A 19,364-nucleotide genomic window follows, 5' to 3' on the forward strand; every position below is an offset into this window, starting at 1 on the left:
ATTGGTAGTCCAGAATGTCCCAATTCCAGCTTCGCGTTCATCGACCGGCCCGGCCAATTCTTTACCTTGCGCCAGCAATCGCGCTGCTTACCGTGTTCTTTCTGGCGCCGATCGTGGTCAATGCGGTGATCGCCTTTACCGACATGGGGTCGAACCTTCGGGTTGGCCATTTCACGCTGCAGAACTTCGAGCGGATCGTGCAGCGTGACGCGCGGATCCCGATGGTGTTGTTGACGACGCTGATCTACGTTACCGCGACCCTTTTCATCTTCAATGTCGGCCTTGGCGCACTTTTGGCGATGACCTCGACCGCGATCCCCGATCGGCTGGGTAATTTCTTTCGCGGGCTATGGCTTTTGCCGCGCATGAGCCCGGCTGTGCTCTATGGGATCTTGTGGATCTGGATCGCCGATCCTACGCCCTTGGGATTGCTCAACCAGGTGACGGGCGCATTTGGCCTGCCCCCGGTCAACCTGCGCAATGATTTTCCGCTGCTACTGGTCATTCTGGCGAACGGCGTTGTCGGGGCTTCTTTTGCGATGGTCATCCTGACCTCGTCGATCCGCTCGATCCCCTCGCATCTCGCCCATGCGGCACGTGTCGATGGCGCCAGCGAATGGGGCGTTCTGCGTCATGTCGTGGTGCCAGCGCTGTCGCAGCCGATCCGTTTCATCACCATCTACCAGGCACTCTCCCTGATGACGACCTATGAATATATCCTCCTGATCACCGGCGGCGGCCCGCTCTACGATTCCACCCCCTACGCGCTTTATATCTACCGGCGCGCGTTCGAAAGCGGCGCCTATGCCTATGGTGCGGCGCTGGCGCTGGGCCTGATGGTCATCGGCATTGCCGTGACCCTGGTGCAATGGCGTGTCTCCAATATGCGTTCCACCTTTGCCGCTCCAAAGATCGAGGTCTTGTGATGTCGCTGATCCAGGCCGATACCATGCCGTCCACCGATTGGGCCCGCCTCGAACGTCGGGGAGTCGCTCATCGCGCTGGTTTCCTGTCGGCGCTCATCCTCTTCCTGACGATTGTCTCCATCCCGATTTTGCTGCCCTATCTCTGGCTTTTGGTGAAATCGCTCACCTCATCCGACGGCGCTGTCAGCCGGCTTGTTCTGTGGCACAGTACGGCCATTGCTGGCGTCGGTTATCTCGGCGCGATTGCGCTGGCGCTGCTGGCGGATCGGTTGCGCAAGCCTGCCGTCAGCTGGGCCGTGCTTGCCATGGTGATCGTCATTCTGTCGGCTATTTTCCTCGTCCCGCATCTGAGTTTCGACAACTACCGCTTTCTGTGGAACCCTGACATTGCCAAAATCGGCACCAATCGCATGGACCTGATGCCATCGATCTGGTCGGCGCTCGGTACGTCGCTGGTATTTGCGATTTCCCAGACGGCAATCGTCACACTGGTCGCCACGCCCGCTGCCTATGCGCTGTCGCGGTTTGCTTTTGCAGGCCGTGAAAATATTCTGCGTGGCCTGCTTCTGCTGCATGCCTTTCCGGCGCTGGCGCTCACTGTCGCGATCTTCATCCAGCTTTACTATATGGGCCTGCTCAACAATTTGGTGGGCGTCGTGCTGGTGTTGAGTGCGCTGGAACTGCCCTTTGCGATTTTCGTCCTCAAAGGGTTTTTCGACGGCGTGCCATGGGACATCGAGATGAGCGCGGTGACGGATGGTGCAACGCGCTTCCAGGCCTTTCGCATGGTGATCCTGCCACAGATCCGCGGCGGCCTGATTGCTGTTGCCACCTTCACATTTCTCAGAGGCTGGGAGGAATATGTCTTCGTCCAGACCCTGCTGATCGAGAAGAGCCAGATGACGATGAGCCTCTACCTGTTCTTCGTCGCCCAGGACCATATGGGGGCGGATTACGGCATGATCGCCGCCGTCGGCATCGTCTATCTTCTGCCTGTCCTGGTCCTCTACATTTTCACGCAGAAGTACATCACGCAAATGAGCTTCGGCGGGATCAAAGGATAACCGAAATGGCCAAGATCACTCTCGACAATATCACCAAAAGCTGGGGCGAAACCCAGGTCCTGAAACCGATGAGCTTGACGATTGAGGATGGCGAACTCGTCGCCATTCTCGGCCCGTCTGGCTGCGGAAAATCGACAACGCTGTTTCTGCTCGCCGGTCTCTATGCGCCGACGTCTGGGCAGATCGCTTTCGACGGACATAATGTCAACCGCGTCGACGCGCGCGACCGCAATGTCGGTATTGTCTTTCAGTCCTATGCGCTTTACCCGAACCTGACGGTGCGCGACAACATCGCCTTTCCGCTTCGCTTCAAAACCATGCGCAAGGACGAGGTCGCCAGACGTGTCGAAGAGGCAGCAAACCTGGTGCAGATCAGCGCGCTGCTTGACCGCCGTCCCTCGCAGCTTTCCGGCGGTCAGCAGCAGCGTGTCGCCTTGGCGCGGGCGTTGGTGAAGGAGCCGAATATCCTTTTGCTCGATGAGCCGCTTTCCAATCTTGACGCCACCCTGCGCATCACCATGCGGGCTGAGTTGAAAAGCATACAGAAGCGGCTTGGCTTTACCACGCTGATCGTCACCCATGACCAGATCGAGGCGATCACCATGGCGGATCGGATCATCTGCATGAACAATGGCGAGATCGCCCAGGTTGGCACGCCTGACGATCTCTATCGCCGTCCCAGCAATCTGTTCGTGGCAGGCTTTATCGGCACGCCGCCGATGAACCTTCTCAAGGGACATGCCAATGGATGTCAAGTGCGGATCGGCGCGGCATCCGTCGCCCTTACGGACGCGTGCGAAGGAGAAGCGACGCTCGGCCTGCGACCCGAAGACATCACACTTGTTTCGCATGCGGATGCACCGCTCAGTGGAGAGATTATCAGCGTGGAGCCGATGGGCCGTGAAGTGTTCTATATGATCGACACGCCCGCAGGCGTCATCCATGCGCTGGAATATGGTGAAGCCGTGCGCCATGCACCCGGTGCCAGGGTTGGCATTGCCTGCAAGCCGGAACACACGCTGTTGTTCGATGCCTCCGGCAATCGCATCGTTGATCTCCACGCCAAGCTTTTGCAACATTCCGATAGGCACGCGAAAGCGTTAGAGCCGGCAAACTGACAGGATTTTTCAATGACCAAGATCGTATCCCATCGTGGGGCCAATCAATTTGCGCCGGAAAATACCTTTGCGGCCGCCGACCTCGCCCTTCAGCAGGGGGCAGACTACATCGAGCTTGATGTGCGCGAGAGCGCTGACGGCGTGCTCTATGTTTTCCATGACGAAACGCTGGACCGAACCACCAATGGCACTGGCCCCATCGGCCATGCGACGTCGGACGAAATTGATGCTCTGGATGCCGGAAGCTGGTTCTCCCCTGCGTTTAAAGGTGCGGCTGTACCCCGGCTTGATGCCTATCTCCAGCACCTGCGTGGCCGTGCTGGGGTCTATGTCGAGCTGAAATATTGCGATCCGGCCAAGGTTGTTGCACTGGTGCGAAGCTTGGGCATGGTGGGCGATACATTCTATTTTTCGTTTTCCGAAGACATGCGCCGCGATCTGCAATTGATCGCGCCTGAATTCCGTAAGATGATGACGCTCAATATTGCCAAGTCGCCGTCTCTGGTCGGTGCCGTGCATCATGCTGCGATCATCGAGATGACTGTTGAACAAATGCGTCGGCCAGGTTTACTCGAAGCGTGCCGCAAAGCTGGGCTTGAAGTGATGATCTATTACGGAGGGGACGACATGGCCATTCACCGCGAAATCGCCAAAGCCGGTGTCGATTACATCAATCTCGACCGTCCGGACCTGTTTGAGGCGGCCCGTTGCGAACGTCAGGAAGCTGCCGCCTGATGCAGATCGCAGTTGTCGCCGATGTCCATCTGCATGATTTGTACGGCGGGTATGGCATGGTGGAGGAGGGGAGTGGTGGACTTGCCCTTCGCACGCTGGCGGACACCATGGCGTCAACCCGCGTGTTCAACGAGAGCCATGCTGCCTTCCGTGCCGTGCTTGACGATATCGTTCGGCGCGGTATCCGCGATGTCGTGCTTCTCGGCGATTATTCCGATGACGGCCAGGTCGACGCGGTTGCAGCCGTCAAACGCCTTCTTTCCGACTACGAAGACAGATACGGCCTGCGGTTTTTTGCAACCTTCGGCAATCATGATTGTTACGGACCGGCGCCGCATCATCTGGCCAAGGTGCTGACGCAGGCCGATGGGCTGGAACCACTGTTGGTGACGAGTGATGATCGTGCGCCTGCACCCGCAATCGTCTGCCCGGGAATGCGTGGCATGTCGACAGCTGAGGCCGTGGAGGCCATGGCACCCTACGGTGTCGCGCGTCCCGCCAGCATCCTTCATTGGGAGTCTCCTCATGAAACCCTGGAGGGCGGTGCGCCCCGACACTTACCAACCGACGAACGCTTGCATCTTGACGCATCTTATCTTGTCGAGCCGCAGGAAGGGCTCTGGCTTTTGATGCTGGACGCCAATGTTTTTCACAAAATTGGCGATACCTGGCAGGTGAGGGCGGATGCCGCATGGGATCATGTTCTGGCGGAACGGCCCTCTCTCCTGACATGGATAGAGGATGTAGCTGAACGTGCCAGCCGTTTGGCTAAGACCTTGCTGGCTTTTTCCCATTACCCGGCTTTGCCCTTGGCATTGACGAGAGAGGGAAACAGCGTGCGGGCGGCGAGTACGCCGGACTGGTCGAAGCGTATGCCATCACCTGAAAGTGGCCGCCGCCTTGCCCGTGCCGGGCTTCGATGGCATTTCAGTGGCCATATGCATGTTGCCGGGCGGGTTGAACTGGAGGGTCTCGTCAATATCGCCGTCCCTTCGCCTGTCGCTTACCCAGGTGGTTACGTTGTCGTCACAGCCGGGGCGGAGCAGATTGAGATAGAGATCGCCTCACTTGAAGATGTCTCGGATTTCGATGCCGCGTTCCCGGCCTATGACGTTCAGTCCGGCGATATAAACAGCGCGTGTTTTGCCAAGGTGCTTGCTTGCAAGACCTATGCAGAGTTTCTGCGGGTCCATTTGCAAAATCTGATCGAAACGAAACATAGTCCGGATGACTGGCCACCTGAGCTTCTGGCATGCCTCGACGTACCGATAGGGCGCCTATTCCGTGAGGATGCCGGTTTGGCAGGCCTTCCTGTCAGACACTCTGAGGTTATGTCTCAGCCATTTCGGCAGATGGTCGAGGATTACTACCTGTTGCGGGCTGCTGGACGACATGCCTTGGGAGACATTCCGGCAGAGAGGGTGGCGTTCTACCGCGATCTCGCCAAGCATCTCAGTTCGCAAGAGCGTGTTGAGATCGGATTGTCCGGAGAGGTCACCAAATTTCTGGAATTATTTGCCGCTTGCACACATTTTGATGATTGGCTGGATCATTGATTGCATCGTCAACAAGACAAGCCAGAACATGGCGTGTTCACTCTGAACCTGACAGCCGCTAGCGTCCCAGGCCATTGCCGCCGGACATCTCTTGTCGATCAGGGTGACCAGGGGGAAACCATGCCATGTGAATCATCGGCGGCTGTGCCTGGACGACCTGAAACCCAAGCCGCTGGTACATAGGAAAGCCGTTTGAACCAAAAATTGGCGTTGAAAGCGTCAGTGGAATGTTGCCGTTCAAAGCAGCCGCCTGCAATCCTCTGATGACATTGGAGCCTATTCCGCTACCTCGGGCTTGCTTTAAAACCTGCAACTCGGAAATCCGCCAATCTGCATATCCCAGGTCGATGATGGTGCGTCCGACTGCGGAACCAAGCCGCTCGATGATGAAGTCGAGATGATCGGGATAGACGCTTTCAGCACCAGACCGCATGGTCTTGAATTGCTGCTCATAGAGATCACGAATGAAATCAGGTTTCCCCTCCGCCCATGCGAGCCATGGGCGGGTTTCGATAAACAGTTTGAAAATCAGATCCTGATCACTCGCTCGAACAAGGCGCAAATTCAAACCGTTTCCAAATGCGAAAGAGCCGGCAAACCCATTCATATATGTCTCGTCCAACTCAATGCGATCATCAATTGAATGCAACTTCCAAACGGATAGCGCCGGGCTGCGGGCTGAGGATACGCTCAATATATGCAAGCCCGATCTTATCCAGACTGCGATGCTCGATGACGTAGTCTCCGCTTTGAATGTCAGGAAACGCGTTTTGCTGGACGCAGAGAAAAAGGCTGAAAGCCGTTCGCGCTGCTCCAGGTGCGGTGCTGGCTGGATATTCGACAACCTTGGCCAACACCGCGTTGATCACTGTCTCCTGCGCGGTCAGTGTGAAATCGTCGCCGATATAGGGCGTGAATTTTGCTGCATCCAGAATGAGACCAGTCATTGACGAACCGGGTAGAGGCCTTGAACGCAGAAAATGAAGTTGATCGCCAGGTAAGGAGGCCGGGCGTCGATAGCAGCACCGGCGCCAAATGGCTGCACGGCGACAGCTCCGCCAGTTATCGCATTGGTGGCAATGCTCTGAGCCGCCGTCGGCGCATTTCCTGAAATCGCAACGCTGCTACTATCGAGGGTGACCGGGGCGCTTGAAGCAGCACCATAGATCCTTGTAGCAGCCGTATTTCCACCAGCAAGGGCAGAGCCTGTCGTTGGCAACTGAGACGTTCCCGCAGCAGGGCTTGCCTTCAAGGTTGCAGTCTGCGTTCCTGTCTGCGCTGGTATATTCACGGTGGCGGTACCAGTGGGCGTAAAGACAGCTGCATGGGTATGGGCTGGAATCTGGCTAGAATTCAACGAAATGGTGTCGTTTCCGCCTTTGCTACCAATCCCGTAATCGGGGCTGGTGGGCAAGCGTTGTCCATATCCGATGGGCATTTTGCCGCGCAGGTCCGGTAGGTTGAAATAGGTTTGCTGGTCGCCACCGTAATAATTTGAAACAAGCGAATAAACGGCAGTGTATTGATTTACCGTCAGTTTTTGACCCCAGCACATGAGCCAGCCTTCGGTCGCATAATTGAAGCCAACCGGCAAAATAGTTGCAAGATACGCATCCATAATAATCCTCCATGGGGGCCGGGACACCGTGAATCGACGACCGATTCGGGCTCATGAGATCCAAGAATATTCATCAACCTTAACTTAGTAAATCAAACTATTGCAATTTTTTGAGAAGGCCCGCAAGAGTAAATTTCGAAGACGGATCCCATGCCTGCCTATGCTGAAATCTCTACCCAGGCGTTTATAGCGAGTTGTTTTAGCAACAGTTGACGGAAAACAGTGGGTGACATCAATTCTTCGCATTTGATGTGATTGTCATTCAACCAAAGCTCGAATAGTGCTCGAATGACGGGCGCTTTGTGGTGGGTGCTCGTTTTAGGGGCGGCATATCTTCGTTCGTGAAGACGACAAGATTAATTGTCGCTACCTTAATGAAGCAGGGGTTTAGATAAGCATGCAATGCGGCAAATCGTTTCGTGTCACGCGTTTTCTGGCAAGTACAAAAAAGGTGGCATGGACTTGGCTCAAGCGATCAGCTGGCGCCGTCCTCCGGGCTTTCATCGGCATCCTCACCATCCTGATTACCGGCTTGAGCTTTGCGACAGCGGCCAATGCCGCACTTTCAGCGTCATGCAGCCAAGTCAATTCAGACTTCAGCTCACCACGCTATCTCACCAATACCGACAACTTTTCCCCTGATTATCAAGGCTTGACCGCTGGAGAGTATATCTCCTGGAGCTTTTCCACCACGGGAACAGCAGCTGGCGGCACCTCATCGGCAATTGTGATATACAGCGACAATTATAACAATCTCCTTGTCAATGAGAGTAATCTTGGTGGAAATATCAATAAATCCGGCAATTTTACAGCCACGGCTTCCGTAGACAATCTACAGATGATCCTTGATGTCACACAGGATTCATCAGCTAGCCCTTCCGATTACAACACGCTCACATTCAGTGCCGCGTGTTACGCTAGTGCGCCGACTGTTCCCGGTGCGCCGACAATCGGAACGGCCACACCTGGCAACGCCCAAGCCACGGTGTCCTTCACCGCCCCGGCCAGCAATGGCGGCGCGGCAATCACCAGCTATACCGTGACGGCAAGTCCGGGTGGGGCCACGGCAACCGGCTCGGCGAGCCCGATCACCGTGACCGGCCTGACCAATGGTACAGCCTATACATTTACCGTCACCGCCACCAACAGCGTCGGGACGGGTGCGGCTTCGGCAGCAACGAGCTCGGTCACCCCGACAGCGCCAACCTTTACCTTCTCCCCGGCCTCTGGCGCTTTGACGGCGGCAACTGTCGGGACGGCTTACAGCGAGACAATCACCGCTTCAGGCGGAACCTCCCCCTACACCTATGCGGTCACATCAGGGACACTTCCTGCCGGTTTGAGCCTAAACACATCGACCGGCGAGATTTCCGGCACACCGACGACCGCCGGAAGCGCCAGCTTCACCATCTCAGCCACGGATGCCAATAGCGCGACGAGCTCGGCAAGCTATTCCCTCGCCGTGGCCGCAGGCCTTCCCGGTGCGCCGACAATCGGAACGGCTACAGCTGGCAACGCCCAAGCCACGGTGTCCTTCACCGCCCCGGCCAGCAATGGCGGCGCGGCAATCACCAGCTATACCGTGACGGCAAGTCCGGGTGGCGCGACGGCAACCGGCTCGGCAAGCCCGATCACCGTGACCGGCCTGACCAATGGTACAGCCTATACATTTACGGTCACCGCGACCAACAGTGCCGGAACGGGTGCGGCTTCGGCAGCAACGAGTGCGGTCACCCCGACAGCGCCAACCTTTACCTTCTCCCCGGCCTCTGGCGCTTTGACGGCGGCAACCGTGGGGACAGCCTATAGCGAGACAGTCACCGCTTCGGGCGGAACATCGCCCTATACCTATGCGGTCACATCAGGGACACTTCCTGTTGGAATGAGCCTAAACACATCGACCGGCGAGATCTCCGGCACACCAACAGCCGCAGCCAATACCAGCTTCACCATCACGGCCACCGATGCCAATAGCGCGACGGGATCGGCGAGCTATTCGCTTGCCGTGGCAGCAGACCTTCCAGACGCGCCGACGATTGGGACGGCGTCCGCCGGTGATACCCAGGCGACCGTTTCGTTTACCGCCCCGGCCAGCAATGGTGGCGCGGCGATCACCAGCTATACCGTGACGGCAAGTCCGGGTGGGGCGACGGCAAGCGGCTCGGCGAGCCCGATCACCGTGACCGGCCTGACCAATGGCACCGCCTATACGTTTACCGTCACCGCGACCAACAGTGCCGGAACCGGTACAGCTTCGGTCGCTTCGAACTCGGTCACCCCGTCTGCCGTTCTCCAGGCCCCGGTTGCCAACGCCGTCTCCGAGACAGTAGCGGCCAATTCGTCGGCCAACGTGATCACGCTCAACATGACCGGCGGTGCTGCCTCGTCCGTTGCCATTGCCACGCCCGCGTCGCATGGTACGGCCTCGGCCTCCGGCACGTCGATCACTTATACGCCCACAGCCGGCTATTCCGGTTCCGACAGTTTTACCTACACTGCCACCAATGCCACCGGAACATCCTCTCCAGCTACGGTGACCATAACGGTTACGGCCCCAGCCTTCACCCTGTCACCCGCCTCTGGCGCTATGACGGCGGCAACCGTGGGGACAGCCTATAGCGAGACAGTCACCGCTTCGGGCGGAACATCGCCCTATACCTATGCGGTCACATCAGGGACACTTCCTGCTGGAATGAGCCTAAACACATCGACCGGCGAGATCTCCGGCACACCAACAGCCGCAGCCAATACCAGCTTCACCATCACGGCCACCGATGCCAATAGCGCGACGGGATCAGCGAGCTATTCGCTTGCCGTGGCAGCAGACCTTCCAGACGCGCCGACGATTGGGACGGCGTCCGCCGGTGATACCCAGGCGACCGTTTCGTTTACCGCCCCGGCCAGCAATGGTGGCGCGGCGATCACCAGCTATACCGTGACGGCAAGTCCGGGTGGGGCGACGGCAAGCGGCTCGGCGAGCCCGATCACCGTGACCGGCCTGACCAATGGCACCGCCTATACGTTTACCGTCACCGCGACCAACAGTGCCGGAACCGGTACAGCTTCGGTCGCTTCGAACTCGGTCACCCCGTCCGCCGTTCTCCAGGCCCCGGTTGCCAACGCCGTCTCCGAGACAGTTGCTGCCAATTCGTCGGCCAACGTGATCACGCTGAACATTACCGGCGGCACGGCCTCGTCCGTTGCGGTCGCGTCAGCGGCATCGCATGGAACGGCCACAGCCTCCGGCACGTCGATCACCTATATGCCCACAGCGGGATATTCCGGCTCCGACAGTTTTACCTACACTGCCACCAATGCCACAGGAACATCCTCGCCAGCTACGGTGACCATAACGGTTACGGCGCCAACCCTGGTCCTCTCGCCCTCGGCTGGCACCCTTGCAACAGGCACGGTTGGTGCGGCCTATAGCCAAACCGTTGCGGTATCCGGTGGCGCAGAGCCGTATGATTACGAATTCCTGTCGGGATCCCTGCCAGCCGGCCTGTCCATAACGTCAAGCGGTGGCGCCCCTGCCAGGGTTCTCTCCGGCACGCCGTCAGCTGCCGGAACGAGTAACTTCACGGTTAAAGTTACCGATGCATATGGTGCAACGGTCACGGCATCTTATTCCATTACCATCAATGCGGCAGCGCCAATCGCCAATGCGCTGTCGGCAACGGTGACGGCAAACTCTGCGGATAACGTCCTGGCTCCCTCTATCACGGGTGGTGCTGCGACGTCGGTTGCCATTGCCTCCTCGCCAAGCCATGGGGTTGCAACGGTATCCGGCACCAACTTTATCTATACGCCGACGGCTGGTTATTCCGGCTCCGACAGTTTTACCTACACCGCCACCAATGCCACGGGAACATCCTCGCCAGCTACGGTGACCATAGCGGTTACGGCCCCGACCTTCACCCTGTCACCAGCCTCAGGCACATTGACAGCAGCAACGGTGGGGACGGCCTATAGCGAGATAGTCACCGCTTCGGGTGGTACGTCACCCTATAGCTATGCCATCAGCGCCGGCACGCTTCCAACGGGCCTGACGTTGAACACGTCGACCGGCGTGATTTCCGGCACGCCGACGACCGCTGCCAATACCAGCTTCACCATTACCGCTACGGATACTAACGGTGCCACAGGCTCGGCAAGCTATTCGCTTACCGTCACGGAGCCGTCGGTTACGCTGAGCCTCTCTCCATCGTCAGGGGCTCTCACTACAGCAACAGTGGGCACCTCCTATAGCCAGTCCGTGACGACAACCAGTGGTACCGCTCCTTATACCTATGCTGGAACCGGTCTGCCGGATGGTCTTGTCCTTGATACGAGCACTGGAAGCATCAGCGGAACGCCGACGACGGCTGGAAGCTATGCTATCGCTGTGACGGTTACCGATAGCGCGTCACCCGCCAATCATGGTTCGGGCAATTATACGCTGACGGTGAACGCAGCCGCGTCCATCGCCTTCTCGCCAGCTGGTGGAGCGCTAAAAGAAGCCATGGCGGGCGAGGCTTATAGCCAGCAGATATCGGCAACAGGGGGAACGGGCACGCTGATCTACAGCCTGGCCTCTGGAAGCCTGCCGAGAGGCATGGTGCTGAGTATCTCGACCGGTGCGCTCAATGGTCCGCTCGATGCGGGTACGGAAGGCGATTATTCCTTTGCCATCCAGGCCCGTGACAGCAATGGTGCGACTGGCTCGGCAAGCTATACAGTCAAAGTGACCACGCGCGCAGTGACTGTGGCGGATCATGTGGTCGAGGTTCCCGCAGGCGCCACGCCGAATAACGTCTATCTCAACAAAGACGCCACCGGAGGCCCGTTTACCGAGGCCGATATTGTCTCCGTCGAACCTCCCGAGGCCGGGACGGCGACCCTTATTCAAGGTGAGCTTGCAGCCGCCTCTTCAGCTTCGCCTGTCGGCTGGTATTTGAAATTCACCCCGAACCCCGCCTATTCAGGACAGGCCCGTATCAGCTATCGCCTTGCCAGTTCGCTTGGAAATTCTAACACGGGCACTGTCACCTACAACATCAACTATAATGCCGAGGAGGTCGCGACGGATATCGACAACCTCGTACACAGCTTCGTAGAGACCCGCCAAAACATGATCTCCTCCGCGATCAAGGTGCCAGGCCTGATGGAACGAGGCAGAATGGCCAGGGCGACGACCCCGGTGACAACCAGAATGTCTCCTTCCGCGCAGGGAATGACATTCGGCTTTTCCACCAGTCTCGCACAGATTGAGTCGGCCCGTGACAGTGCCGACGGTCTTGCCGGTGGCTATTCTTCGCCATTCAATATCTGGATTGATGGCGTCTTTTTGGCCCATAATGACAAGGACACCAATGGCAGCAAGTGGGGGAGCTTCGCCATGATCAACATGGGGGCCGACTATCTGCTGACCGACAAGGCGCTGCTGGGTCTTTCGTTTCACTACGACCGGATGACGGACCCGACGGATGAGGACGCCATGCTGACCGGCAATGGCTGGCTGGCTGGCCCCTATACCTCTTTCGAAGTAAGCAAAGGCCTGTTCTGGGATGCAAGCCTGCTTTATGGCGGGTCCTCAAACACCATCGATACTCAGTTCTGGGACGGTAATTTCGATACCCAGCGCTGGATGTTGGATACGTCCATCAAGGGAAAATGGTCTTTGGACGAAGCGACCGTGGTGACACCGAAGCTAAGAGCCGTTTATTTTTCCGAAACCGTCGACGATTACGCCGTGGAAAACAGCTCCGGCGACACGATCGATCTGGACGGGTTTACCTCGGAGCAGTTCAGGGTGAGCCTGGGGGCTGAAATCGCCCGTTCCTTTACACTTGCAAGCGGCTCCACCCTTACGCCGAAGCTTGGACTCACCACCGGCTTTGCGGGCCTCGACGGGTCGGGTGTATTTGGATCGGTTACGGCTGGCGCGTCACTGCAAACCACCGAGGCCTGGGCAATCGAAGGCAGTCTTCTGTTCAACATTGAAGGTGAGGGTGAAAAATCAGTCGGTGCGAAGGTCGGATTGTCGCGGAAGTTTTGACGATGGTCAGAGAAAAAAGTCCTGAGCAGAGCCGGGCTGCGTGACTGCGAGTCTCTGATGGTGATAAACGATTGCCTTCTTTTTCGAAGGGCCATGGAAAATGGTTCCAGTGCGGTTCTGTTAGTTTATTGGAGTACCGTCAGCGCTGGGCGGCGTTTTATCCAAAGTGTCTTACATGCTGAGACATCCTCGACTTGAAGACATTGAAAATATCTCAAATGTTTGCATGGCTTGAGATATTTTCAACGAGAATATGAAGGGTCATTTCCAATGAATCTTCGTATTACTCCGCTTGAGACTTTGCGATCTGTTTGGGCGGCACATTTCCATTTCTCTCGACTCGGTCACGGTGAAGTGCTGCACGGGCCAGCATCATCAGCGTCACTGGTGTTGTGACCGTAACGAGAATGCCGATCAGAATTTCATGGATCGCCAGGCGCGACGATGCAATGGAAAAAAAGATCATCGATCCAAGCATGATCCCACCGACGCCCCAGCTGGTTCCAAGCGTTGGCGCGTGGATGCGCTCATAGAATGTTGGCAGTCGCAGGAATCCGATCGCGCCAATCAGTGCCAGCGTTGCGCCGACCAGCAGGAAAAAGGCAATGCAGATGGCGGCCCAGACCGGAATATCCGTTGCGGAATAGATCATTCGATCACCTCCCCACGCATCAGAAATTTACCCAGGGCAACGGAGGCGACAAATCCCAACATGCCGATCACCAGCGCGGCTTCAAAATAAATCTCCCGGCCCGTGCCGACGCCAAAAGTGACCAAAAGCAGCATGGCATTGATGTAGAACGTGTCGAGGCCGATGATCCGGTCCTGGGCGCGGGGTCCGATGAACATCCGCACCGAAACGATGGCCATGGAGGCCACGAGCATCAATTGGGCGAGCGAGACAGCACTGAAGAGAATGATTGCGCTCATGCGAATATCTCCAATAGCAGTTTTTCGTAGCGGTTCTTGATCGTATCGCGCCAGACGGATTCGTTTTTGATATCAAGCACATGAAGAAGAACGGAATTGTCGTTGGAATCATATTCAAGCCAGGCCGAACCCGGTGTGCTTGTCAGGATCACCGCCAGCACGGCCAGTGCGAATTGGCTCTTGATTTCCAGCTGAATAATCACAAATCCCGGATCATGCTGCCGGGATCCGCTCCTGATGATGATGGCGGCCACGGCAATGTTCGACTTGGCGATATCGTAAAGGACGACAAGAAACAGCTTGGGCAGAAGATACCACTTTTTCAGGTGCGGCTTTTCAGGACGCAGCGATGCCATGGCCCAGCCTGCGAAGACAGCGACGAATATGCCCAGGATCAAATGGCCAAGCGTGAAACCATTGAGCACCAGCCACATGCCGACCAGCGACAGAGTGAGAACCGGATAGGGCAACATTACTCGCTCTCCTTTCCGGCGCTGGGCTCGATTTTAAAGGCGGGAATTTGCGTCGCATTGCGGACTGCATCGATGTAATTTGCCGGCTTGCTCAAGGCGCGGATCGTCGTATCCATATAGTACATCGCCGGTCCGGCCTGGACGGTCAGGGCGAGCGTGAGCGCCAGCAAAAACATCACCGGCACGATCTCGATGACGAGGACACGCGGAACAGTGCCTTCGATAGAGCTCCAGAATGTGCGGATGCCAGCGCGTGTCATGGAAATCAGCGCGGCGATACCCGACAGGATGACCAGCACGATCAGCGCCCAGATCGCTATGGTTGGCGGCGAACCGATGGCACCGGTGCCCATCATCGCCGACAGCATTGCGAATTTGGCGATGAAGCCTGATAGCGGCGGCAGGCCGGAGAGCAATATGCCGCAGGCAGCAAAGCAAATGCCAAGAATGGCCATGGTGCCGGGCATCGTGACGCCCTCTTCTTCATAGGGCGCCTGCTCATCCGCATCGCCATAGGCGTCCATCGTCACCGCAAGAACATTGGCGCCGGCATCCTGTCCCCGTTCGACAAGCTCGATCAGCATGAAGAATGCGCTGATGGTCAGTGTCGAACTGACAAGATAAAGCAGAGCTCCAGATGAGACGGCCCCGTCATTGATGCCGACAACCATCAACAAGGTGCCTGAAGACACCAGGACCGAAAACCCGGCCAGCCGCCCAAGAGCCTGGGAGGCGAGGACACCAATCGTCCCGAAAATAAGCGTTGCCATGCCGCCATAGAGCAGCACGCCCGCGCCAAAGCCCGCCGACGGGCCTTCTGCGAATAACAGCATGGTCAGCCGCAGGATGACATAGATCCCGAGCTTGCTCATGATGGCGAAAATGCCGGCCACAGGAGCCGATGCCGCACTATAAGCGGTCGGTAGCCAGAAGCAGAGCGGCCACATGCCAGCCTTGATGAGGAAGACGACACCCAATATGCCAGCGCCTGCCTCCATCAACATGCGACGGTCCGGCTCCATTTCGGGAATGCGGGCCGCAAGATCAGCCATGTTGAGGGTGCCAGCCGTGCCGTAAATCAAGCTGACGCCGATCAGGAACAGCAGGGCGGCCACCAGGTTGACTGCAATGTAATGCAGCCCCGCCTTGACCCGAAGCGGTCCAGACCCATGCAGCAGGAGACCATAGGACGCGGCCAACATCACCTCAAAAAAAACGAAGAGATTGAAGAGGTCGCCGGTCAGGAAAGCTCCGTTGACGCCCATCAGCAGCAGTTGGAACATGCTGTGAAAATGTGCGCCAACCGCATGCCATCGGGCAAACGAAAACACCAGGGCCGGGATGGCGAGCAAAGCCGTCAGCAGCAGCATCAGGGCCGACAAACCATCCAGCACCAGCACGATGCCGAATGGCGCCGCCCAGTTGCCGACCAGATAGACATTCTCAAAACTGTTCGGCCCGCTCTCGATGCGAAACAGAATGATGGCTATGGCTGCCAGCACGACCGCGGAGACAAGGCTGATCATCGACTTGGCCATCCTTCGGCGCTCATCGACGAGCAGAAGCACCGCACTGGCAACCAACGGCACCAGCACAGGCGCAATGATCAGATGGTGGGCCCAACCATTCATTTCGGTTCGTTCCTCCCATCGACATGGTCGCTTCCCGTCAGACCGCGCGAGGCCAGCAGCACCACCAGAAACAGGGCGGTCGTTGCAAAGCCGATGACGATTGCCGTCAGAACGAGCGCTTGCGGCACAGGGTCCGCCAGATGGCCAGCCCCGTCATCGCCAAGGATGGGTGGCACATTGGCCTTGACGCCACCGACACCGAAGATGAACAGGTTAACGGCATAGGACAGCAGCGAAAGTCCGACGATTACCTGATAGGTTCGAGGACGCAGGATGAGCCAGACGCCGCAGCCGGTCATGACGCCAATGGCGATCGATAGAACAAGCTCCATCACCCTTCCTCCGATTTCGAGGCGTCGATCGTGCGCAGACGATTGATGCGCAAGGACTGATGCGCGAGAGCGACGAGAATAAGAACCGTGGAGCCGACCACGAGGGCAAACACGCCGAGATCAAACAGCAGCGCCGTTGCCGCCGGGATCTTTCCGATCAACGGTAGATCGATATAGCGGGAATGCGAGGTGAGGAACGGATATCCCAGCAACCAGGCGCCGATGCCGGTGGCGACGGCGGTCAACAGGCCAATACCCATCCAGCGCAGTGGCAGGATGCGGATGCGATCTTCCGCCCAGCGTGTGCCGCCCGCCAGATATTGCAGCAGAAACGCAATCGACAGCGTCAACCCGGCAGAAAAACCACCGCCCGGCAGGTCATGTCCACGCATGAACAGGTAGACCGACAACGTAACGATGACCGGAAACAGCCATTGCATGATGACCGAGGGGATCAGAAGATAGTCCCGAACCGTATCGCCCGCCGATCGTTCCGGCCGCTCCTCGTCGAAGCGATTTTGCGCCTGCTGCTGTTCCGGCATGCCCATACTGTCTTCGGCAGGGCGGAAGCGGCGCAAAAGCCCGTAGACCGTCAGCGCCACGACCCCGAGAACGGCGATCTCGCCCAGTGTATCGAAACCGCGGAAATCCACCAGTATGACATTGACCACATTGCGGCCACCGCCCTGCGAATAGGCGTTTTCCAGGAAATAGCTGGCGATGGCATCGGGAACCGGCATGGTCATCACCGCATAGGCGGTAAACGACATGGCAATGCCGCAGAGAACCGCGAGGGCGAAATCCCGAAACCGGCGAAACCGTGCCCTCAAGGTCATGGTCTCGCCAAGTCCTTCGGACCGCTTGGGCAGCCAGCGCAGGCCGAGAAGGATGAGAACTGTGGTGACGATTTCGACCAACAATTGGGTGATGGCGAGATCGGGGGCCGAAAGCCAGACGAAGGTGAGGCAGACGATAAGACCGACACCACCGAGCATCACCAACGCCGCGAGACGATGATATTTCGCCAGGTAGGCGGTGCCGAGGGCAAGGCAGATGCCGATGGCCCAAAGGGCGGCAAACACGGGATCGGCGCCGGAATAGACAAGCGGGCGAACCTCGAAGCCTCTCAGATAAAGAGGCAGCATTCCCGCCGCAAAACCCACAGTTACCAGCCAGCGGAGTTGCGGCTGTAGCTTGCGGGTGCCGAGACGCCGTTCGGCCATGCGTGCCCAGTGCCAGGAGACTTCAACGATAACGCGCTCGAAAATGCGCTGGCCCTTGAATTTGTGAAAAAACGGCGGTCCGTCGTGGCAGCGGGCGAAGTAATCCTTCAACAGGACATAGATCAGTCCGCCACCGACAAGTGCGATGATGCTCATCACCAGGGGCAGATTGATGCCATGCCAGATTGCCAGACTGTATTCCGGCGTATCGGCCCTGAGAACACTGACGACGGCGACATGAAGAAAGGGACCGATCGAGATTGCCGGGATGACGCCGACGATCAGGCAGACCAGCACGAGAAACTCGACGGGAAACCGCATCCAACGTGGCGGCTCGTGCGGACGGGCAACCGGCAAGTCCTGAGGCGGCGGGCCAAAGAACACGGTATGGATGAACCGCAGGGAATAGGCGACGCTAAAGGCGCCAGCAAGCGTTGCGACATACGGCAGGATGGTATCCAGGATCGAATCCGCATGGGTTTCGACGGCTTCAGCAAAGAACATTTCCTTGGACAGAAAGCCGTTGAGAAGCGGAACGCCAGCCATGGCCGCACTGGCGACGATGGCAAGCGTTGCGGTGAATGGCATGAAACGGAACAGGCCGCTCAGCCGCCGCATGTCGCGGGTTCCCGTTTCGTGATCGATGATCCCTGCCGCCATGAAGAGCGACGCCTTGAAGGTCGCATGGTTCAGCATATGGAAAATGGCTGCCACCGTCGCCAATGGACTGCCAAGGCTGAGCAATGTCGTGATCAATCCGAGATGGCTGATGGTCGAATAGGCCAGCAGCCCTTTGAGATCCTGCTGGAACATCGCAAAATAAGCGCCGAGCAACAAGGTTGTGATCCCAGCCGCGCCGACGATCCAGAACCATTCATCGGTGCCTGATAGCACAGGCCAGAAACGCACCAGCAGAAACACCCCGGCTTTGACCATGGTTGCCGAATGCAGAAAGGCCGAAACCGGGGTTGGAGCGGCCATGGCGTTTGGAAGCCAGAAATGAAACGGAAACTGGGCGCTTTTCGTCAGCGCGCCAAGCAATATGAACACCAAGGCGGGGACATAAAGAGAATGTTCGCGAATGACATTGCCGGAATCGAGAATGGTGTCGAGATCATAGCTGCCGACGATATTGCCGAGCAGAATAAGGCCGATCAACAGGCAGAAACCGCCAATCCCGGTAATGGTCAGCGCCATTCGGGCGCCGTCGCGCGCATTGGGGTTGTTGTGCCAATAGCTGATCAGCAGGAATGAAAAGATACTTGTCAGTTCCCAGAACACCGACAGGAGGATGACATTTCCCGAAAGCACGATGCCAAGCATCGCGCCCATGAAGGCAAGCAGAAAGGAGAAGAACCGGGGAACAGGATCTTCTTCAGACATATAATAGCGGGCATAGAGCACGACCAGAAAGCCGATGGCTGCGATCAGCATGGTGAAGATCCATGCCAGGCCATCCATCCGCAGCGTAAAATCCAGACCAAGCTGCGGCAGCCATGGCATGTTGAACTTTACGACGCCGCCATCGGCGACCGCCGGATAGAGACTTGCCGTCAGCGCCAGCGAAATGAGCATGACAATAGCGGCCGAGCCTGCCGGAAGGCGGCGAGATGGCGTATTCAGCAAAAATACAGATAAGAGACTTCCGACGAACGGCAGAAGCAACAGAACAACGAGCAGAGACGGTCCAGCTGTTATCCCAACGCATTATTTCCTTTTGA

Annotated in this window: 15 protein-coding genes; 6 read left to right on the forward strand and 9 right to left on the reverse strand. The window is 57.6% G+C overall.

Annotated elements, in window-relative coordinates; all coding sequences use genetic code 11:
• Positions 1–14 precede the first annotated feature (14 nt).
• Genes G6L01_RS18945 through G6L01_RS18965 form a run of 5 tightly spaced genes read left to right on the forward strand, consistent with a single transcriptional unit; the run spans position 15 to position 5,399 of the window.
• The gene (locus G6L01_RS18945; RefSeq protein WP_070167954.1) at positions 15–926 is read left to right on the forward strand and encodes a carbohydrate ABC transporter permease; all 912 of its coding nucleotides are present in this window, start codon (positions 15–17) and stop codon (positions 924–926) included.
• The gene (locus G6L01_RS18950) at positions 926–1,990 is read left to right on the forward strand and encodes a carbohydrate ABC transporter permease (protein ID WP_070167956.1); all 1,065 of its coding nucleotides are present in this window, start codon (positions 926–928) and stop codon (positions 1,988–1,990) included. Before G6L01_RS18945 ends, G6L01_RS18950 begins: the two co-directional genes overlap by 1 nt.
• 5 nt (positions 1,991–1,995) lie before the next feature.
• Positions 1,996–3,108: an ABC transporter ATP-binding protein gene (locus G6L01_RS18955; protein WP_070167957.1), complete on the forward strand. Its 1,113-nt coding sequence runs from the start codon at positions 1,996–1,998 to the stop codon at positions 3,106–3,108.
• Between the two features lie 12 nt (positions 3,109–3,120).
• Positions 3,121–3,843, forward strand: coding sequence for a glycerophosphodiester phosphodiesterase (ugpQ, locus tag G6L01_RS18960; RefSeq protein ID WP_070167959.1), 723 nt, complete (start codon positions 3,121–3,123; stop codon positions 3,841–3,843).
• On the forward strand, positions 3,843–5,399 hold the full coding sequence (locus tag G6L01_RS18965) for a metallophosphoesterase family protein (RefSeq protein ID WP_081344295.1): 1,557 nt from the start codon (positions 3,843–3,845) through the stop codon (positions 5,397–5,399). Before ugpQ ends, G6L01_RS18965 begins: the two co-directional genes overlap by 1 nt.
• Positions 5,400–5,457: 58 nt before the next feature.
• Here G6L01_RS18965 and G6L01_RS18970 read toward each other — a convergent pair whose 3' ends face one another.
• Genes G6L01_RS18970 through G6L01_RS18980 form a run of 3 tightly spaced genes read right to left on the reverse strand, consistent with a single transcriptional unit; the run spans position 5,458 to position 7,017 of the window.
• The gene (locus G6L01_RS18970; protein ID WP_156762381.1) at positions 5,458–6,102 is read right to left on the reverse strand and encodes a GNAT family N-acetyltransferase; all 645 of its coding nucleotides are present in this window, start codon (positions 6,100–6,102) and stop codon (positions 5,458–5,460) included.
• Positions 6,035–6,346 carry a DUF6916 family protein gene (locus tag G6L01_RS18975; RefSeq protein ID WP_070167963.1) on the reverse strand — a complete coding sequence of 104 codons (312 nt, stop codon included), beginning with the start codon at positions 6,344–6,346 and terminating at the stop codon, positions 6,035–6,037. The genes G6L01_RS18970 and G6L01_RS18975 overlap by 68 nt, the downstream gene beginning before the upstream one ends.
• The gene (locus tag G6L01_RS18980; RefSeq protein ID WP_070167964.1) at positions 6,343–7,017 is read right to left on the reverse strand and encodes a phage tail protein; all 675 of its coding nucleotides are present in this window, start codon (positions 7,015–7,017) and stop codon (positions 6,343–6,345) included. Before G6L01_RS18980 ends, G6L01_RS18975 begins: the two co-directional genes overlap by 4 nt.
• Positions 7,018–7,468: 451 nt before the next feature.
• On the opposite strand from G6L01_RS18980, the gene G6L01_RS18985 reads away from it, so the two are divergent.
• The gene (locus G6L01_RS18985) at positions 7,469–13,054 is read left to right on the forward strand and encodes a putative Ig domain-containing protein (protein WP_174089287.1); all 5,586 of its coding nucleotides are present in this window, start codon (positions 7,469–7,471) and stop codon (positions 13,052–13,054) included.
• A gap of 283 nt (positions 13,055–13,337) precedes the next feature.
• Here G6L01_RS18985 and mnhG read toward each other — a convergent pair whose 3' ends face one another.
• Genes mnhG through G6L01_RS19015 form a run of 6 tightly spaced genes read right to left on the reverse strand, consistent with a single transcriptional unit; the run spans position 13,338 to position 19,341 of the window.
• Positions 13,338–13,706 (reverse strand): monovalent cation/H(+) antiporter subunit G, encoded by a 369-nt coding sequence (mnhG, locus tag G6L01_RS18990; protein ID WP_081344296.1) that lies wholly within the window; start codon positions 13,704–13,706, stop codon positions 13,338–13,340.
• On the reverse strand, positions 13,703–13,984 hold the full coding sequence (locus G6L01_RS18995; protein ID WP_060717187.1) for a K+/H+ antiporter subunit F: 282 nt from the start codon (positions 13,982–13,984) through the stop codon (positions 13,703–13,705). Before G6L01_RS18995 ends, mnhG begins: the two co-directional genes overlap by 4 nt.
• A complete protein-coding gene (locus tag G6L01_RS19000) occupies positions 13,981–14,457 on the reverse strand; it encodes a Na+/H+ antiporter subunit E (RefSeq protein ID WP_070167967.1) in 477 nt (158 codons plus the stop codon). The genes G6L01_RS18995 and G6L01_RS19000 overlap by 4 nt, the downstream gene beginning before the upstream one ends.
• The gene (locus G6L01_RS19005) at positions 14,457–16,088 is read right to left on the reverse strand and encodes a monovalent cation/H+ antiporter subunit D (protein WP_070167969.1); all 1,632 of its coding nucleotides are present in this window, start codon (positions 16,086–16,088) and stop codon (positions 14,457–14,459) included. The genes G6L01_RS19000 and G6L01_RS19005 overlap by 1 nt, the downstream gene beginning before the upstream one ends.
• Positions 16,085–16,420, reverse strand: coding sequence for a Na+/H+ antiporter subunit C (locus G6L01_RS19010; protein WP_012653663.1), 336 nt, complete (start codon positions 16,418–16,420; stop codon positions 16,085–16,087). Before G6L01_RS19010 ends, G6L01_RS19005 begins: the two co-directional genes overlap by 4 nt.
• Complete coding sequence (locus tag G6L01_RS19015; RefSeq protein WP_070167970.1) at positions 16,420–19,341, reverse strand: monovalent cation/H+ antiporter subunit A; 2,922 nt, start codon at positions 19,339–19,341, stop codon at positions 16,420–16,422. Before G6L01_RS19015 ends, G6L01_RS19010 begins: the two co-directional genes overlap by 1 nt.
• Positions 19,342–19,364 lie beyond the last annotated feature (23 nt).

Source organism: Agrobacterium vitis, assembly GCF_013337045.2.
Classification (GTDB): Bacteria; Pseudomonadota; Alphaproteobacteria; order Rhizobiales; family Rhizobiaceae; genus Allorhizobium; species Allorhizobium vitis_B.

Excerpts from the sequence above, each read along its gene's own strand:
- G6L01_RS18945 (WP_070167954.1), top strand. The coding sequence starts at position 15 with ATGTCCCAATTCCAGCTTCGCGTTCATCGACCGGCCCGGCCAATTCTT.
- G6L01_RS18950 (WP_070167956.1), top strand. The coding sequence starts at position 926 with ATGTCGCTGATCCAGGCCGATACCATGCCGTCCACCGATTGGGCCCGC.
- G6L01_RS18955 (WP_070167957.1), top strand. The coding sequence starts at position 1,996 with ATGGCCAAGATCACTCTCGACAATATCACCAAAAGCTGGGGCGAAACC.
- ugpQ (WP_070167959.1), top strand. The coding sequence starts at position 3,121 with ATGACCAAGATCGTATCCCATCGTGGGGCCAATCAATTTGCGCCGGAA.
- G6L01_RS18965 (WP_081344295.1), top strand. The coding sequence starts at position 3,843 with ATGCAGATCGCAGTTGTCGCCGATGTCCATCTGCATGATTTGTACGGC.
- G6L01_RS18975 (WP_070167963.1), bottom strand. The coding sequence starts at position 6,346 with ATGACTGGTCTCATTCTGGATGCAGCAAAATTCACGCCCTATATCGGC.
- G6L01_RS18980 (WP_070167964.1), bottom strand. The coding sequence starts at position 7,017 with ATGGATGCGTATCTTGCAACTATTTTGCCGGTTGGCTTCAATTATGCG.
- mnhG (WP_081344296.1), bottom strand. The coding sequence starts at position 13,706 with ATGATCTATTCCGCAACGGATATTCCGGTCTGGGCCGCCATCTGCATT.
- G6L01_RS18995 (WP_060717187.1), bottom strand. The coding sequence starts at position 13,984 with ATGAGCGCAATCATTCTCTTCAGTGCTGTCTCGCTCGCCCAATTGATG.
- G6L01_RS19000 (WP_070167967.1), bottom strand. The coding sequence starts at position 14,457 with ATGTTGCCCTATCCGGTTCTCACTCTGTCGCTGGTCGGCATGTGGCTG.
- G6L01_RS19005 (WP_070167969.1), bottom strand. The coding sequence starts at position 16,088 with ATGAATGGTTGGGCCCACCATCTGATCATTGCGCCTGTGCTGGTGCCG.
- G6L01_RS19010 (WP_012653663.1), bottom strand. The coding sequence starts at position 16,420 with ATGGAGCTTGTTCTATCGATCGCCATTGGCGTCATGACCGGCTGCGGC.